At 39.1% G+C, this 16,658-nt stretch carries 19 protein-coding genes; 8 read left to right on the top strand and 11 right to left on the bottom strand.

Features of this window, described 5'->3' with window-relative positions:
- The first annotated feature begins 2 nt into the window (after positions 1 to 2).
- Positions 3 to 317, top strand: coding sequence for a hypothetical protein (locus HDF25_RS19685; protein ID WP_184627979.1), 315 nt, complete (start codon positions 3 to 5; stop codon positions 315 to 317).
- On the opposite strand, the gene HDF25_RS19680 is transcribed toward HDF25_RS19685, so the two are convergent.
- Together HDF25_RS19680 and HDF25_RS19675 are read right to left on the bottom strand one after the other, a co-directional pair.
- Positions 318 to 917: a hypothetical protein gene (locus HDF25_RS19680; protein ID WP_184627977.1), complete on the bottom strand. Its 600-nt coding sequence runs from the start codon at positions 915 to 917 to the stop codon at positions 318 to 320.
- Positions 904 to 1,401, bottom strand: a complete 498-nt coding sequence (locus HDF25_RS19675) for an RNA polymerase sigma factor (protein WP_184627975.1) — start codon at positions 1,399 to 1,401, stop codon at positions 904 to 906. Before HDF25_RS19675 ends, HDF25_RS19680 begins: the two co-directional genes overlap by 14 nt.
- Positions 1,402 to 1,701: 300 nt before the next feature.
- Here HDF25_RS19675 and HDF25_RS19670 point away from each other — a divergent pair, with 300 nt between their 5' ends.
- The 4 genes from HDF25_RS19670 to rpmA all read left to right on the top strand — a co-directional run bounded on the left by HDF25_RS19670 (position 1,702) and on the right by rpmA (position 4,491).
- The gene (locus HDF25_RS19670) at positions 1,702 to 3,087 is read left to right on the top strand and encodes a dicarboxylate/amino acid:cation symporter (protein WP_184627974.1); all 1,386 of its coding nucleotides are present in this window, start codon (positions 1,702 to 1,704) and stop codon (positions 3,085 to 3,087) included.
- A gap of 45 nt (positions 3,088 to 3,132) precedes the next feature.
- Positions 3,133 to 3,645 (top strand): hypothetical protein, encoded by a 513-nt coding sequence (locus HDF25_RS19665; protein ID WP_184627972.1) that lies wholly within the window; start codon positions 3,133 to 3,135, stop codon positions 3,643 to 3,645.
- Between the two features lie 84 nt (positions 3,646 to 3,729).
- Complete coding sequence (gene rplU / locus HDF25_RS19660) at positions 3,730 to 4,041, top strand: 50S ribosomal protein L21 (protein WP_184627970.1); 312 nt, start codon at positions 3,730 to 3,732, stop codon at positions 4,039 to 4,041.
- Between the two features lie 60 nt (positions 4,042 to 4,101).
- Positions 4,102 to 4,491: a 50S ribosomal protein L27 gene (gene rpmA, locus HDF25_RS19655; RefSeq protein ID WP_184627968.1), complete on the top strand. Its 390-nt coding sequence runs from the start codon at positions 4,102 to 4,104 to the stop codon at positions 4,489 to 4,491.
- Between the two features lie 73 nt (positions 4,492 to 4,564).
- On the opposite strand, the gene HDF25_RS19650 is transcribed toward rpmA, so the two are convergent.
- The gene (locus tag HDF25_RS19650) at positions 4,565 to 4,927 is read right to left on the bottom strand and encodes a helix-turn-helix domain-containing protein (protein WP_184627966.1); all 363 of its coding nucleotides are present in this window, start codon (positions 4,925 to 4,927) and stop codon (positions 4,565 to 4,567) included.
- A 337-nt stretch (positions 4,928 to 5,264) separates the two neighbouring features.
- On the opposite strand from HDF25_RS19650, the gene HDF25_RS25940 reads away from it, so the two are divergent.
- The gene (locus tag HDF25_RS25940) at positions 5,265 to 6,083 is read left to right on the top strand and encodes a response regulator (protein ID WP_184627956.1); all 819 of its coding nucleotides are present in this window, start codon (positions 5,265 to 5,267) and stop codon (positions 6,081 to 6,083) included.
- A 15-nt stretch (positions 6,084 to 6,098) separates the two neighbouring features.
- Here HDF25_RS25940 and HDF25_RS19640 read toward each other — a convergent pair whose 3' ends face one another.
- The 3 genes from HDF25_RS19640 to rnr are packed head-to-tail and all read right to left on the bottom strand — an operon-like array spanning position 6,099 to position 10,374.
- Complete coding sequence (locus HDF25_RS19640; protein ID WP_184627954.1) at positions 6,099 to 7,067, bottom strand: polyprenyl synthetase family protein; 969 nt, start codon at positions 7,065 to 7,067, stop codon at positions 6,099 to 6,101.
- Positions 7,067 to 8,233, bottom strand: coding sequence for a carboxypeptidase-like regulatory domain-containing protein (locus HDF25_RS19635; protein ID WP_184627952.1), 1,167 nt, complete (start codon positions 8,231 to 8,233; stop codon positions 7,067 to 7,069). Before HDF25_RS19635 ends, HDF25_RS19640 begins: the two co-directional genes overlap by 1 nt.
- Before the next feature lie 8 nt (positions 8,234 to 8,241).
- On the bottom strand, positions 8,242 to 10,374 hold the full coding sequence (rnr, locus tag HDF25_RS19630; RefSeq protein ID WP_184627950.1) for a ribonuclease R: 2,133 nt from the start codon (positions 10,372 to 10,374) through the stop codon (positions 8,242 to 8,244).
- 161 nt (positions 10,375 to 10,535) lie between these two features.
- Here rnr and HDF25_RS19625 point away from each other — a divergent pair, with 161 nt between their 5' ends.
- Positions 10,536 to 11,411 (top strand): mechanosensitive ion channel family protein, encoded by an 876-nt coding sequence (locus tag HDF25_RS19625; protein ID WP_184627948.1) that lies wholly within the window; start codon positions 10,536 to 10,538, stop codon positions 11,409 to 11,411.
- A gap of 7 nt (positions 11,412 to 11,418) precedes the next feature.
- Here HDF25_RS19625 and HDF25_RS19620 read toward each other — a convergent pair whose 3' ends face one another.
- Positions 11,419 to 13,137 (bottom strand): ABC transporter ATP-binding protein, encoded by a 1,719-nt coding sequence (locus HDF25_RS19620; protein WP_184627946.1) that lies wholly within the window; start codon positions 13,135 to 13,137, stop codon positions 11,419 to 11,421.
- Positions 13,138 to 13,338: 201 nt separating this feature from the next.
- Here HDF25_RS19620 and HDF25_RS19615 point away from each other — a divergent pair, with 201 nt between their 5' ends.
- Complete coding sequence (locus HDF25_RS19615; RefSeq protein WP_184627944.1) at positions 13,339 to 14,652, top strand: nicotinamide mononucleotide adenylyltransferase; 1,314 nt, start codon at positions 13,339 to 13,341, stop codon at positions 14,650 to 14,652.
- 36 nt (positions 14,653 to 14,688) lie between these two features.
- On the opposite strand, the gene HDF25_RS19610 is transcribed toward HDF25_RS19615, so the two are convergent.
- From HDF25_RS19610 to HDF25_RS19595, 4 genes are read right to left on the bottom strand one after another with little or no spacing between them, the layout of a single operon-like run.
- Positions 14,689 to 15,126 carry a hypothetical protein gene (locus tag HDF25_RS19610; protein WP_184627942.1) on the bottom strand — a complete coding sequence of 146 codons (438 nt, stop codon included), beginning with the start codon at positions 15,124 to 15,126 and terminating at the stop codon, positions 14,689 to 14,691.
- Between the two features lie 40 nt (positions 15,127 to 15,166).
- Positions 15,167 to 15,604 (bottom strand): hypothetical protein, encoded by a 438-nt coding sequence (locus tag HDF25_RS19605; RefSeq protein WP_184627940.1) that lies wholly within the window; start codon positions 15,602 to 15,604, stop codon positions 15,167 to 15,169.
- A gap of 44 nt (positions 15,605 to 15,648) precedes the next feature.
- Positions 15,649 to 16,095, bottom strand: coding sequence for a GNAT family N-acetyltransferase (locus tag HDF25_RS19600; protein ID WP_184627938.1), 447 nt, complete (start codon positions 16,093 to 16,095; stop codon positions 15,649 to 15,651).
- Complete coding sequence (locus tag HDF25_RS19595) at positions 16,095 to 16,586, bottom strand: YajQ family cyclic di-GMP-binding protein (protein WP_184627936.1); 492 nt, start codon at positions 16,584 to 16,586, stop codon at positions 16,095 to 16,097. Before HDF25_RS19595 ends, HDF25_RS19600 begins: the two co-directional genes overlap by 1 nt.
- Positions 16,587 to 16,658 lie beyond the last annotated feature (72 nt).

Below are 16,658 nucleotides of genomic sequence, written 5' to 3'. Positions count from 1 at the left end.
CCTTGATTAAATTCGCAGGGACATATGATGATGAATACTACATTAAATATTTTGATGGAAAACCCTATGTATCATTATCTCTGCTGCTAACTTTATACCATTTTGATGAATCAAAATGGTATAAAGTATTATATCCAATAGAATATGTTGAAGGCTATGGGTATAGTTTTTTAGAATTTATGAAGCTTTTATTACCTGAGAGGCATCCAGACGACAAATGGTTGGGAAATATAAGCCCTGAGGCGTGCAATAGATTCTATTTTAAAGATTTGACTGTTGCAGAAATTTTAAGTGTATCGGATCAGAACAGGAATTGATTATTCCTGTTCTTTAAATTGCGCACTGATCCTTTCAAATTTCTCGATTAAAAGATCAATGCGCTCTTTTTCTTTATTCATATAAGATTTACGCAGGATGGTTGCGCAAAAGGCCATCCATAATATGGTGAACAGGATAATGACTATTTGTATCCATGGATTCAGATGGCTTAACGTTTCAAAGAAAAACAGGATGAAACCAACTGATATCGCTGCGGCATAAAACCAGTAAAGTTTGTTGTACAAATTGAAACGGCTTAACTGATATTCATGTAATCTGGTCAGAAATGCACCCGGATGTTCTGTAAAATCATTTCTTGAAATCAACCTGTGCTCGCGGTATAAAAGAATGGTATAGATAGCTACCACCAGGACAATGATACCGATACCTAAGAAAGTAGCCCAGGAGTTAAAATCGAAATAGAAAAGCAAAGAGCTGATCGCCAGAAAGGAAATGACCATTCCGCCAATATTGAAAAGAGATTTGGTACGGATGGAGTGTACTTCTTTTTTTGCCTGGTTCAGCATCTCATCCGAGGTGATCTTCACCTCCACGGAATGAGTTTGCCAAAGAGACTTTATGTTTTCAAATTCTTGCATGCTGATTGTATAATTCGGTGAGTTTTTGTTTAATCCGGTGAATCTTTACCCTTAGATTCCCTTCGCTGATTCCCGATATCTCGGCTATCTCGTGGTAAGGGAGTTCATCCAGTACCATGGTAATAATTAAACGGTCGTTTTCTTCCAGTTTGGATATTGATTTATATAACAGGGCTACCTGTTCATTTTTTTCTGAGAATTCTTCTACTCGGTTTTCAATGATATTTTCTGTAAGTTCATCCTTAGCCTGTCTTTTTTCAGAACGGAGATAAGTGAGACAGGTATTCACTGCGATCCGGTAGATCCAGGTAGAGATCAGTGATTTCTGTCTGAATTTATCGAGATTCTGCCAGACTTTAAGAAAAGTCTCCTGGAGTAAATCATTGGCCGAATCTGCATCGCCTGTATAACCATAACACAAATGGAATATCTTCTTGGAGTTAGTATCAAAGATTTGCTTAAATAAGATGTCTTTCTGATCCAAAGGGCGTTGTTTTTAGGGTTTGACCTCGTTTGCAGGGAATTGTTACAGTAAAAAATGGTTTTTACATTTTCAATTACCCCAGAGTATTGGTTTAAACCAGTTAAGTTATTTGTTTACAGTTTATTGATGATCAAAAAATCACCGGATATTTTTTAGCTGAAAACACCTTTCCGGTAATAATTTAAGCCAATTTTAAAACAATAAAATATAACAATTTTATTTGGCAGATCTAAACTGGTTCTGAAAATAAGTTTATTATTGTAGTTTTACCCTCGGAAAAAAAACATACAACCAAATATAATGTCAAAAAACAACAGATTAACATTCTTTATATTCTTAGCACTGGTACTGGGCATTGTCTTGGGTTACGTATTAAATGTACAATCATTCGATACTTATAATACAAAAATTACTAATGCTGATAATCTGGCTAAAAGTACTGAAGTCAAAATTGGTGCAATTAAAGATACAACGAGTGTTCAGTATGCACAACTAAAAACGGTGAAAGCTGAAGCGCTGAAGACCAGAAGAGAAAATGAGAAAATCAGAGAGGAAAAGCTGGAACCGCTTACTTTACTGAGCGATATTTTCCTGAGATTAATCAAAATGATTGTAGCACCACTGGTCTTTGCCACATTGGTAGTCGGTGTAGCTAAAGTAGGGGATATCAAAGCAGTGGGAAGAATAGGTGGTAAGACCATGCTCTGGTTTTTGAGTGCCTCTTTATTATCGCTATTCCTGGGAATGATTATGGTTAATATATTCAGACCGGGTGAGGCGATGCATTTGCCGCTTCCAAGTAGTCATGAAGATACTGGTATTCATAAGGTAGCTGTATCTATGAAGGATTTCATCTCGCACATTATACCAAAGAGTATGGCTGAGGCGATGGCAACTAACGAGATTCTTCAGATCGTTGTCTTCTCCCTGTTTTTTGGTGTTGCAACTGCGGCTATTGGTGAAAAAGGAAAAATTATCATTGAATTCTTTGATGGTGTTGCCCATGTAATCCTGAAAATGACAGGTTATGTAATGAATTTTGCCCCATTTGCTGTATTTGGCGCGATGGCGGCTATTATAGCGAAACAGGGGTTGAGTGTATTATCCACCTATGCTTTATTTATAGGTGAATTTTATTCTAGTATGCTGATGTTGTGGTTGTTGCTGATTATGATCGGTTATCTTATCCTGAAAAAGAGGGTATTTAACCTGATGGACAGAATGAAAGAACCGGTATTAGTAGCTTTCAGTACAGCCAGCAGTGAGGCTGCTTATCCAAAGACTATGCTGCAGCTGGAAAGATTTGGCTGTAAGGATAAAATTGTAAGTTTTGTACTACCATTAGGATACTCCTTTAACCTGGATGGATCTATGTTATATATGACTTTTGCTTCGTTGTTTATTGCGCAGTCTTATGGTATCCATTTATCGTTTCAACAACAGATTACCATGTTATTGATCCTGATGCTGACCAGTAAAGGTATTGCCGGAGTTCCAAGGGCTTCATTGGTGGTAATTGCGGGAACAATTTCAACTTTTAATATTCCTGAAGCAGGTCTGGCCTTATTAATAGGTATTGACCCTCTACTGGATATGGGCAGGTCAGCAACGAACGTGATTGGTAACAGTATCGCCACAGCAGTTGTCAGTAAATGGGAGGGAGAGCTTACAGAGCCCCTAGACTAAATTATACGCCAGCTTAACAAAAACACAATTTATATAAATAAAACAATGAGTACCAAAGCGAAAAAGATCTTTTTATTGCTGACCATAGTAGTCCCTTTTCTGGCCTATTGTGTGATTTATTATATGCCGATCATCAAAAATGCACCATTCAGATCTGACGAGTTCGTGTCTTTTCAGTTTAAATGGGGTGAAGGAGATAAACTTGTCAATACCTATGATTCTGCGACTGGTGACTATCAGTACCTGAACCAGAAAGACTCTCTGATCAAAACGAATGTTAAGCTGAGAGAGAATGACATTATTTATTTACATAATAAAGCCAATGAACTTGGGTTCTGGAACTTTCCTGATGTTATTTCCAATGCAGGGACGGATATCAATAAATCCAAAGCACTGCGTTATGTGATGATATTCAATTATAAACGTAAGACCAAAAAGGTGGTTTTTGTTACTGATTACAGCGATATTGCCAAATTAAGGGATGTAGCCAAGCAAATGACCGTGCTGCTTACCCAGAGCATAAATGATGCTGAAGACAGATACGGTAAGAAAAAATAGCAGACGCTATGATTTTATAAATATATATTCTATATTTGCACCTCGATAAAAAAATAAACAATTTAAAATACTAATTATTTAACAATGTACGCAATAGTAAATATAGCAGGACAGCAATTCAAAGTTGCAAAAGACCAGCACCTTTTTGTACACCGTTTACAAGGAGATGAAGGCGCTAGTATTGAATTTGACAATGTATTGTTGGTTGAAGACGGAGGAAAGATCTCTGTAGGTGCACCTTTATTATCAGGAGCTACTGTTTCAGCTAAAATCGTGTCTCATTTAAAAGGCGATAAAGTAATCGTTTTCAAAAAGAAACGTAGAAAAGGTTACAAAAAGAAAAATGGCCACCGCCAGTATTTCACAAAAATCCAGATCTCTGGTATCAGTTTATAATTAGTTGTTAAACAAAAATTATCAGTTTTATAACTGTTAGTTGATAAAATATAAAACAAAATGGCACATAAAAAAGGAGCCGGTAGTTCCAGAAACGGACGTGAGTCTCATAGTAAACGCTTAGGTATCAAAATTTTTGGTGGTCAGGAAGCTATTGCAGGAAACATCTTAGTACGTCAACGCGGAACTAAACACCATCCTGATAAAGGCGTAGGTATCGGTAAAGACCATACTTTATTCGCTCTTGTTGCTGGTACTGTAGTTTTCAGAAAGAAACAAGATAACAAATCTTATGTTTCTGTATTACCTGCAAGTGTAATTAGCGAAGTTGTAGCAAAAGCTGCACCAGCTAAAAAAGTAGTTAAAGCTAAAGCTCCTGTAGCTGAAGCACCTGCTAAAAAAGCACCAGTTAAAAAAGCTGTTAAAGCTGACGCTGCTTCTGCAGAATAATCTTTAACTTATCTCATAAAAAGCCGCTACGTTTTCGTTGCGGCTTTTTTTATGAGCCAATTTTTGGAACCCCTTAGGATAATGCAATCCTGGCTTTTATATTTTGCAATTCATTTTCCAGTTTTTCTAAACACGTGGAGAAGTTCTTAAGGCTCGTTTCCAGTTCATTCAGTAAGCCTGCCACCGGAACAGGGTCCAGTAATGCAGCGGTCTGGTTTTCTTCTCCATGTAATAACCATTCGTAACTCTTCTGATAATGTTTAGATAGGGCACAAAGCGTATGGAATGATGGGTACTGATTCCCCAATTCAATCTGAGAATAATTACTTCTTGACAAATTCAATAAATTAGCTATATCTACCTGAGCATAAGCTTTTTCGAGTCTTAATGACTTAATTCTCGCCCCTAGTATTTTCTTTGATAGAATTTCTTGCATAAATAATATTTTTTTTGTTGGTTTGTGAATTATTCTATTGGTGTAAAAAAGGCAATTATCGAACCATTACCGCCAATTTTATAAATTGATAATCTTTATTGGGAGATCTCAGGATTTAAAGTAGCTAGTTAAATGTTAAAAAGAAATTAAATGAGTGCTTGTATTTGTGTCATGCTAAAGGAAATCAACTATGAAGCTTAATGCTTACTGTGATTGTTATGCCGATAACTCTTATTTCCTTTTTAATAAAAAAAACCAGATTACTTTTTTTAACATTCACTCTATAGAAAAAATAGGGTATTTTTTGGCCAAAAATCCCAAATGTGGGGAATTTTTTGTGGAAATCATTTCACAGAAATATGAAAAGGCATTCTCAAAACTGGTCGCCGAGTGTTTTGAGGGGAAATCTTTTAGCATTGAGAAGCGATTAAAAGTTAAAAACCAGGATGATGTTTTATTACAGATTGTATTGACCCCGGTTTTATCGGATCCCGATGAACCGCTGGTTGCCTGCACGGTCATAGACAGTAACAGGAAGTCCAATCAGATGAAGTTGCTGGATGAGTATTCCCATCTGGCATCTCATGACCTTCGTGCGCCTATTACCAATATATTGAGTCTGTCCAGCCTGATGAACTTTCCCGATATGGAATCGTTCGACACAGCCAGGATCAAAGAATTATTAAGGGATATCAATTACCAGGCGGAGAAGCTGGATGATATTATTAAGATGCTGAACAGACTGATCAATAAAGAACAGGCACCCAGAAATTTTATGTCGGATCTTGCCATAGCAGATTCCAAACATATTATGCTGGTTGATGATGATTCACTGACCAACAAGCTGCATCATATGATCATTACTAAACATAATAAAAATAAAAGAGTAGTTCAGTTTGACAGTTCAACCCATGCGCTCGATTATCTGAAGGAAAATAAGCCGGATTTAATCCTGCTTGACCTGAATATGCCTGAAATAGATGGATGGACCTTTTTAAAGCTGCTGGAGGAACAAAAGAATGCAATTGATGTGGTGATCATCTCTTCTACCATTGACCCCGCAGAGCGAGTCAGAGCGCAGTCTTACAGGGCTGTTAAGGATTTCCTGACGAAACCCTTAACCTATGACAAAATCAAACACCTGGTTGATAATTAGTTCTGAATTTAAGACCTAATGTTCCCTTTCGATCAGGGAATGTGCAAGCTGTAAAAGCTCATCTTTTTTAGCTGGTGCTGCACTAACTTTATCCAGTGCGGAGAAGGCAATATCCAGGCTATGTTTCATTTTCGTAATAGCGAGATCTCTTATGCCATACTGATTATAAAGGGTTGTGATTGCTTCTATTTTAGCAGGATAGTCTGTGTTTGAATATTGTGATTCCAGCAAACTCAGATCCTCTCCTTTGGCCAGTTCTTTTAGTTTCAGCAGCAGGAATGTCTGTTTGTTGGAAATAATATCACCACCAACCTGTTTTCCGAATTTTGCAGGATCGCCGAATACATCGAGGATATCATCCTGCAGCTGGAAAGCAATACCGAAATTCTCCCCGAAATCATATAGATAATTAGCATCCTCTTCAGTTGCCCCAGCTACGATGGCACCCAGTTTCATCGCACCAGCAACCAATACGGCAGTTTTTAGCCGGATCATATTGATATATTCCCTGATGCTGACATCTGTCCGCTGCTCAAATTCCATATCAAGCTGCTGTCCTTCACAAACTCCCTGAGCAGTAGCATTGAAGCAATGTAAGGCATTCTTCAGCACAGCTGCATCTAATCGGGTCAGGTGTTTGTTGGCTTCTACCATCATAACATCTCCGCTTAGAATGGCATTATTTACTCCCCACTTGATATGAACGGTATCCTGTCCTCTGCGCAGTGGGGCATTATCCATGATATCATCGTGGATCAGGGTGAAATTGTGGAAGGTTTCAATGGCCAGGGCCGCCTCCATGGCTTTGGAAGCCTCATGATTGAACAATTCACTGGAAAGCAGCAGCAGAACTGGTCTGATCCTTTTACCTCCAAGACGCATAATATAACTTATCGGTTCGTAAAGTTTGCCTGGATTAGCCGGGTATTCGACCTCTCTGATTGCTTTTTCAATTAATTGCTGTAACTCAAAAATGGTATGCATTATTTTTTTAATGGTGTGTTTTTTTCTAAAATTTCTATTGCTGCCTGTTCCTTCTCCGTCCTTTTGATCCCTGGGTTTTTCTTCCAGAAATCGTCGTTATATGTCATTGCTTTAACCAGTTTGGTATCATTGATCTCCAGGTCAACGGCTTCCAGTTCACGACGGTTTATAGTTTCATCATCAATCATATAAAGTGTAGAATACAGGTCGGTCTGCTGCACCCCAAAACCCAGTACTTTTAAACTATTAGAGGTATTCAGCATGGAGTAATCCAAAACATTATCGCCTTGTTTGTTTACCCGGTATTGCGCAATAAAGGTAGTCTCTTTATTCTTTACACTGACAGGCCCGGAACTTTTAAAGTACATCCCTTTAATTACGCCTTCAATCTTCAGCACATTATTGGTGACTGTATTGACATAATAGCTACCTTCAAAGCGTTTTCCTTTTAATTTGTGTTTAGGCGTACAAATGATTTTCGCTATCTCTTCTCCATCCTGTGTAAAGGTGCCCGCCAGTTTAAAATTATAAAGGGAATCAACTTTTTTTAGCAGCGGTTTCTGATGAATGGAATTAGCCAGATAACCCGTTAAAATAAAAGAAAAGAAGCTGGTATTGGTATAGGAGATGCCTTTTACGCCTTGCAGATGACGGGCCTGTGTAGGGTGCCAGGCAATTAATCCATAGGGTTTCCATTCTGCATCCAGCCAGATTTCATTCAGGTACACCGGACGATCTGACTCATAGGCAATCTGTCTTAACAGGGCTCTGCCATAATTGGATTTATTATAAGTTTTGTATGCTTTATCAGCAGCATCCTGCATGATCGCAATCGCCGGATTACCAACGGTCACTTCTTTGAGCGTCATGGCCTGTGGATCAAGCGCAATCTTCAGGTCGGTTCCGGCAGTAGTAACCCGTAAACCGGCACTGGCATAATTCAGGTGACTGATTAGGATTTGAACTGGTAATTCAGGAACTACCAGCTCAAATTCTCCGTTTTCATTCGTTAATGTACTCTTCAGATTTTTGACCTGTACAGTCGCAAAGGCAATAGGGGTACCCGTATTTTTTTCTACGACTGTGCCTGCAATTTTTTGCTGGGCCAGAACGTAAGCCGAAGACATGAACAATAAAAGAAAGAGAACAGTGCCTGATTTATACATTCTCCTGCTTATTCCTGTACCAATGAAAAGTCGATCTGTCTTTTGGATAAGTCTACTCTTTTCACTTTAACTTTGACCTCATCGCCCAGTTGATATTTCTTTTTCTTACGCTGACCGACAATGCAGTAATTCTTTTCATCGAGGACATAAAAATCATCAGCTATATCCTTCAGTCTGATCATCCCTTCACATTTGTTCTCGATCAGTTCCACGTACATTCCCCATTCGGTTACACCAGAAATGATACCCATAAATAGTTTACCTACATTTTCTTCGAGGTACTCGACCTGTTTGTATTTGATCGATGCACGTTCTGCATCAGCAGCACGTTTTTCCATCGCAGAAGAGTGGGAAGCAGCTGTTTCATATTCTTCCTCGTTTGCGGAACGTTCTCCGTTCAGGTAGGCTGCCAGCAGGCGGTGTACCATGACATCGGGGTAACGACGGATAGGAGAGGTGAAATGGGTATAATGGTCAAAGGCAAGGCCGTAATGGCTTGTCTTTTTAGTCGTATAAACTGCTTTAGCCATAGAACGTATAGCCAGTTGCGTCAGCACGTTCTGTTCTTTTTTACCTTCTACATCTTCCATCAGGAAATTCAGGGATTTCGCAATATCCTTATCCGACTTCATGTTGATTTTATAACCAAAACGGGCCGCAAACAGTGCGAAGTTTCCCAGGTTTTCGAGATTCGGAGAATCGTGGGAACGATAGATGAAAGTATATTTTGACTTTCCTTTTCCTTTTTTAGCGATAAATTCAGCTACTTTTTTGTTAGCCAGCAGCATGAAATCTTCGATCAGTTTATGGGCGTCTTTACGTTCCTTAACATAAACTCCTACTGGTTTACCTTTTTCGTCCAGTCTGAATTTTACTTCAGTACTTTCAAAGCTGATCGCACCATTTTTAAATTTCTTGTCACGCAGGATGTAGGCCAGCTCATTCAATTTTAGAATTTCGTCCGCATAGTCCCCAGCTTTATTCTCGATAACTTCCTGGGCCTCTTCATAACTGAAACGTCTGTCAGAATGGATAACCGTCCTGCCAAACCATTCTTCTACTACATTTGCTTTTTCATCCAGTTCGAAAACTGCAGCAAAACATAGTTTATCTTCATGAGGACGTAATGAACATACACCGTTACTCAGTCTTTCAGGAAGCATCGGGATTACGCGGTCAACGAGGTAAACAGAAGTTGCCCTTGAGTAAGCTTCTTTATCCAGGTAAGTCTTAGGCTGCACGTAATGCGAAACATCAGCGATGTGTACACCTACTTCGTAATTGCCATTAGGCAGTTTTTTGAAGGAGATGGCATCATCAAAGTCTTTGGCATCGGCAGGGTCAATAGTGAAAGTAACTGTTTCCCTGAAATCGCGGCGGTTCTTTAATTCTTCTTCAGTAATCTGTTCCGGAATTGCATTGGCTTCCGCTTCTACTTCTTTAGGGAAAGACAGTGGAAAACCATACTGTGCAAGGATCGCGTTCATTTCAGTATCATTCTCTCCTTGTGTACCCAGGATATTAATGATTTTTCCAATCGGGTTTTTAGCCCCATCCGGCCAGTCAGTGATTCCTACCAAAACCTTTTGTCCATTTTTAGCACCTCCAAGGTCACTTAAAGGAACAAAAATATCCTGCTGCATTTTTCTATCGTCAATAGAGACGAAAGCGAATCGGTCGGAGATCTTAATTACACCGATAAAATCGGTTTTTAAACGCTGGATGATTTCTACGACTTCACCCTCGTTTTTCCTGCCTCGCTTTTTAGCGTAGATATAAACTTTTACTTTATCGCCGTTAAGTGCATTATGCAGTTTACGGGCTGAGACGAAGACATCTTTTTCAAATTCATCATCCGGAATGATAAATGCTGCGCCATCGGCAGTCATGTCTACTCTTCCGGTAATAAAGGTTTTTAAATCCTTCAGTTTGAATTTTCCTTTTTGAGGTTCCGTAAAAACGCCCTTATGCACCTGTTCTTTAAGGATTTCCAAAATGGTTTCCCTTGCTTCGTCATCTTTTATGTTGAGTTTGGCCGAAACCTGTTTGTAGTTGAGGGCTTCATTGTTGCTATTCTCTAAAACATCACTAATTAACTGGGTTAAAACGAGTTTTATTTGAGAAGATTTCTTTTTTGCCATAGGTATATGTGTCAATATTCCGAAGGTAACACTTTGAAATGATTTCTTTAGCCTTGAAGGCCATAAAATCCAATATTATAGCCCTTCAGGGGCTTTAGCTATTTGTATAATTGTACATTTATGCGGAGCTTTAGGCCGGCTGAAGGATTGCCGGTTTTAAAATGATAGAAGAAAAACAAAGGAGTACAAAAAGGGAATTTCTGATGATCGTGATCAAAACCATTGTTTTTTTAACACTGGTATATTTTGGTGCTGAGCAGCCGTTACTATTCATCAATTATCCCGTTATAGCCCTTATTGCCCATTGCTTAACTGTATTTATGGGGCCCAGTACACTGGTTTCTTTCATCCGGCTGATTGTAATTTACTGGTATATTAAAAAGCATCGCTTCAAACCAAATATCAAGGATAATTTTATTCTGGGTATCAACAGGATAGTTTCAATCCTGAACACTGCATTTGGTGTGATTACCTTTATGATCCTGATGGGGATAGATCCAATTAAGTTTTTGACGAGTATAACCATTGTGGCGGCGGCCATTGCAGTGACTTTTAAAGATTATATTACCAATATGATCAACGGACTGATCATTATGTTTTCTGACCGCTTATCCCTTGGAGATCATATTAAAGTCAATGACAACGAAGGTAAGATCCTGGATATTACGCTGATTAATATGATTCTTCAGAATGAAGATAATGATATGGTTATCATCCCGAATTCGGTGGTTTTCAGTTCAGTAATTATCAATCAGTCTAAACAGAATATCAAAAAACTAAGTATTGAATTCGAGCTTGCCCTGCATTTTGGTTATACACCCGATTTCCTGGAGAAACGTTTAGCAGGTGTAGTGGAAAGCTATAGGGATAATATCGTTTCCGGTGGCCTGACCATTAAAACGCTGGCTATCAATAAGGATATTACCCGTTTTAAAGTACAGGTTTTACTGAATAATTATGATAAACTGAAAGAAAGGCTGATCAGAAGGGCCCTGAATACTGAAATTATCAGGTTATCTATCACAGAGCCCTCTTAAACCATTTTTAACCAGCCAGATTGAGTTTTCCGGGGATGGCTGCAATCAGTCTTTTTGTATAATCGCTCTGCGGTTGTTCATAAATAATTTCAGGGAAATTCTCTTCTTCAATCCGGCCTTTATTCATCACAATCATCCTGTCGGAAAGGTGTTTAACTACGGCCAGATCATGAGAAATAAAAATGTAAGTCAGCCCCATTTCCTGCTGTAATCTTCTGAGTAAATTTAATACCTGTGCTTGTACGGAAACATCCAGTGCAGAGACAGATTCATCGCAGATAATGAGTTTGGGCTGAAGGGCAAGGGCCCGGGCAATGACAATCCTCTGGCGCTGGCCCCCGGAAAATTCGTGCGGGTAGCGGTTGAAATGTTCTGCTTTCAGATCCACCAGTTCGAGCAAATGCTGTACATGTGCTTTGCGTTGTGTCTGAGAATCAAATACCTGGTGTACCTGTAAAGGCTCCATTAATGCATTACCTACTGTTAATTGCGGATTTAAAGAAGAATAAGGGTCCTGAAAAATGAGCTGGATATCCCGTCTCAGTTTTCTGAGGTCATTGTTTTTCAAACGGGTAATATCCTGTCCTTCAAAGGAAATAGTACCTGAAGTAGGCTCAATGAGCCGCAGTATCGTTCTGCCAAGGGTGGTTTTACCACAGCCTGATTCTCCAACCAGTCCCAGTGTTTCTCCGGGATATAAGTTGAAACTGACATCATTAACTGCTTTTATGGTTTCGGCCGATTTTCCGAACAGTCCCTGTCTGACCGGGAACCAGGTGCAGATATTTTTAATTTCAAGTAGTGGAGAGGCTTGATATAATAGTGTTCTTCTGTCATCGATTTCCTGTTGCGTATAGCTGTTGACAGCCAGTAAGTGGGCTACTGGTTCATCCGTTTCCGGCTTCAGAAAGTCGGCCACTACGGGTAGTTTCTTTAAACGGTATAAAGGAGAGGGCCTGCAGGCAAGTAAACCTTTGGTATAAGGATGTCTGGGCTGCTGGAAAATCTGAGCCAGTGGGCCCTGTTCGACAATGACTCCTTTATACATGACGGCAACGTCATCAGCAATTTCACTGATTACGGCCAGGTCATGAGAAATGAAGATCATGCCCATATTCCTTTCCTCTCTTATTTTTAGCAGTAATTGCAGAATGGTCTTTTGTACGGTTACATCCAGGGCGGTAGTCGGTTCATCAGCAATAAGCAGCTCTGGATTACAGCTCAGTGCCATGGCAATCATTACCCTTTGTTTCTGTCCTCCGGATAACTGATGCGGAAAAGTGTCAAAAATAGTTTCGGGGCGGGGGAGTTGTACCTCTTTGAAAAGTTCAATTGTTTTTTCCTTTGCGGCTTGTTTATGGATTTTCTGATGTAACATAATTGCCTCCCTTACCTGATCGCCGCAGGTAAATACAGGGTTAAGCGAGGTCATTGGTTCCTGGAAGATCATGGCGATCCGGTTACCTCTGTAGGTATTCATCTGCTGATCAGAAAGTGCCAGCAGACTGGTTCCGTTGAAAAGGATATCTCCGCTGATCCTGGTTGTGGCAGGGTCATGTAAGCGCATGACCGCAAACGAGGTTACCGATTTTCCCGAGCCTGATTCCCCTACAATTCCTAAGATCTTTCCTTTTTCAGCATTAAAACTGATCTGGTTAACTGCGGTATGCCAGGAATGTTCCTCCTGGTTAAAAAACTGGATATTTAGATCAATTACATTTAACATCTGAGGTACAATATAGATAAACCATCATGATTTTTCAAATCATACAACGAAATGAATCTAAAATCATGATAGCTCATTAACCGCTCAAACCGCCGAAGGCAGCTTGAAGACAAAGAAAAAACAATAAAAAACTACTGAAAAAACAATTATATTCTAATGAAATTATCCCTTAAATTCCGGCTTTTGTGCTATTTTTGCAGTATGGAAAGAGAAATTCTTGATACCAAGCGTAAAGCCCTTAATATTAATTTAAACCCTGATATTTATGGAACTTTTGCTGAAATCGGGGCAGGGCAGGAAGTCGCACGTAATTTTTTTACAGCGGGTGCAGCTTCAGGAACAGTAGCCAAAACTATGTCTGCTTATGACATGACTTTTAGTGATGCCATCTATGGCGCCGAAGAAACAGGCAGGTATGTCAGCCAGTCGAGACTGACTAAAATGCTGAACCATGAATTTGGTCTGCTTACCGAAAGACTTTTCGGAGAAAAGTATGATACCAGATGTTTCTTTGCTTTTGCTGATACGGTTACCACCCTGAATTACAACAAGTCCAATGATCCGCATGGTTGGATTGGTATCAAATTTCAGACGGAACCTTTTGGCGAGCCTAATGAAATATTTTTCCATGTACGTTTACTGGATACAGATGCAGCTTTGCAGCAGAATGTATTAGGGATCATCGGGGTGAACCTGGTGTATGCAGCATTTTATTATCACTCCGATCCAAAAAGGATGATTGAATCTCTTGCTGATAACCTGACTGTGGGTTCTGTGGAGATTGATCTGATCTCTGTAAGCGGACCAGCTTTTAAGAATATCAATAATATCCTGCTGAACCTGTACCTGATTGTCAAAGACTTTTCGGATGCGGCTATTTTTGATTCGCTTGGAAATCCTTGTCTTCCAAAAGATCTTTTGTACAAAAAGGATATTATGATCCTGCGGACTAAATATGCGCAGAAATCACTGCCAAACTTCAGTATGTTCAACAAGGCCGTAGACCAGTTCAGAAGGACCGAAAATGTGAAGAAAGAAAACCTGAGTGTTTTAATTGAGGTGCTTTTATCCAACGTGCTGACTGCTGATACCGATATTTCTGAAAATATTGACCTGGAGGCTGTTGCATTACGTGCAGAGCAGCTATGTAAAACAGGAAACCTGGTTATTGTTTCGAATTTTGCGAGACATAATAAACTGGCTAAATATCTGGATAGGTGCAAACCAAAAAGTGTCGGGATCTCTACCAATATCAACAACCTGAAATTTGTATTTAACTCTTCTAATTTCGGGGATAATTACTCTAGTATGCTGCTGAGTTACGTGAGTGATATGTTTACTAAAAACGTAAAACTGTTTGCTTATCCCTTCCTGGATAAAAAATCAAACAAAGTCATTACTACGGTAAATATGCCAGTAACACCAGAGGCTAAACCCTTATTCGATTTCCTGATCCTGAACGGCTATATTACAGATATTAAAGAATATAGTGAAACGGATGTAAAGACTGTTTAAACCATGAAGCCTGAGGAGATTAACGAAGTACCGATGTTATTTACAGGCTTTATCTAAATCCAGCAGTAATTTTTTATTGAAAGCAATAGCGATTAAAGAATCCTGGGCTGTATCGTATTCAAATAACTGTCTTTTTTTACGGTCAAAACTGAATCTTGCAATTACAGGTTCACGGTCCGGGTAGCTTTCATGAACACTATAATCATAGGTTTTAGAATAGGTCAATGCACTATCCAACTTTGGGTTCGGGCTTCCTTCATATAAAAGACCATAAGATGTACCACCGTTTGCGATGATTCTTTCGGCCAACCCTTTCGTCAGACTTTTATAACGGGGCGAGGTAGTCAGAATCTGATAAATTATCTGGTGGCAGGGGCGTGTGGTTTTGTCTCTTTCAGGCTGATCCTTTGGGATACAGGAAACAGATAATAAGAAGCAGGCAGCTAAGAGGCAAATGAATTGGATTTGTTTCATTCCAGTATTTAAATGATGTGGTCAATGATATGGATGTTGTTTAGGCTGTATCTCCAAAAGATAGAAAGAGTACTGCAGTCAGAGCAAATGTTAAAATCAGTCCGATCAGACTGATCAGGAATACTCTCCAGAAACCAAATAACTGTCCTCCTTTTTGAATATGATCTGCTATCTTATCTTTCTGATAACGCTGAAAGATATATTGAGCCATACAGGTTATGAACAGAGGAACTATAAACTTAGGAATCTTATCTAATAAAGCAGAAGGCAAAATGCACACCAGGCTAAGTAATCCTAAAGTGAAAAGCACTCCAAAAATCCAGATCTGTTTTGCTTTGCCAGTTTCGCCCGAAAACTTATAATTCTCAGCTAACAGGTATGTTGCTGTTAAAGGACCACCCAGGATGGTGCCGAACCAGACTGAATTTTCTTTGTAGGCTTTTGTTTCAGGTGATTCGTTTATCCCTGTTTGTTCCATAAATATGTAACGTTAATTGTGATGAGAGACCAGAAAGATGGGTATTAATCTTTCTGGTTTTTATAAATATCATTAATGGTAATACCCATGATATTTTCAGGGTTTTCCAATGCTTTAAATCCAAATTGACTGTAGAGGTTATGCGCGTCTCTTGTCGCTAACATATATCTTCTTAATCCTTGCAAATCAGGATGGAAAAGCATTAAGGTCATGAGTTTTTTAGATAAACCCTGACCTCTGAATTCTTCGTCCACATATACATCTGCCAGATAGGCGAAAGTTGCGCGGTCAGTAATCCATCTGGCAAAACCGATCTGGTTTGTTCCCTGGTAAATACCAAAACAAAGGGAGTTTTCTACAGATCTTCTTACGGTTTCCAGTGGTATCTCCTTAGCCCAGTATGATTTGGTACTCAGGAAAAGATGAACGGCACTGACGTCAATTTTACTCTTGTCGTCCGAGAAAATAAATCCGTTATCTGCAATTTCCATTAGTTACGCATGTTGATGTATTGAAGTGGCTGTCCGAAATCCTCACCTTTGCAAAGTGAGATTACTTTCTGCAGATCATCGATACTTTTACTCTGAACACGTAACTGATCATCCATCACTGAAGCCTGTACCTTAAGGCCGCTGGCTTTGATCTTTGCAACAATTTTTTTGGCTGCTTCTTTATCAATTCCTTCCTTGATGGATACTTCTTTGCGGATCATATTACCCGAAGCGTATTGCTCTTTTCCAAAATCAAGACTTTTAGGATCCAGGTTTTGTTTGACCATTCTGGAGATAATAGCATCCTCAATTGCTTTCAGACGCATGTCATCTTCGGTAACTATTGTGATTACATTAGTCTTTTTATCGTGATCAATGGTACTGTTAGAAGTAGAGAAATCATAACGGTTAAGGATTTCCTTTTTTGCGTTGTTCATTGCATTGTCCAATGTCTGCGCGTCAACTTTACTTACGATATCAAAAGTGGGCATGATTATAGCTTTAGTATAAAAAAAATATTAGATTTATATATTAAATTATTTAACGTTCTGGCTAAAAATTAT

The organism is Pedobacter cryoconitis, from assembly GCF_014207135.1.
Lineage (GTDB): Bacteria > Bacteroidota > Bacteroidia > Sphingobacteriales > Sphingobacteriaceae > Pedobacter > Pedobacter cryoconitis_D.
The sequence above is the reverse complement of the archived record's forward strand: the minus strand, read 5'-3'. Positions and strand labels throughout refer to the sequence as shown.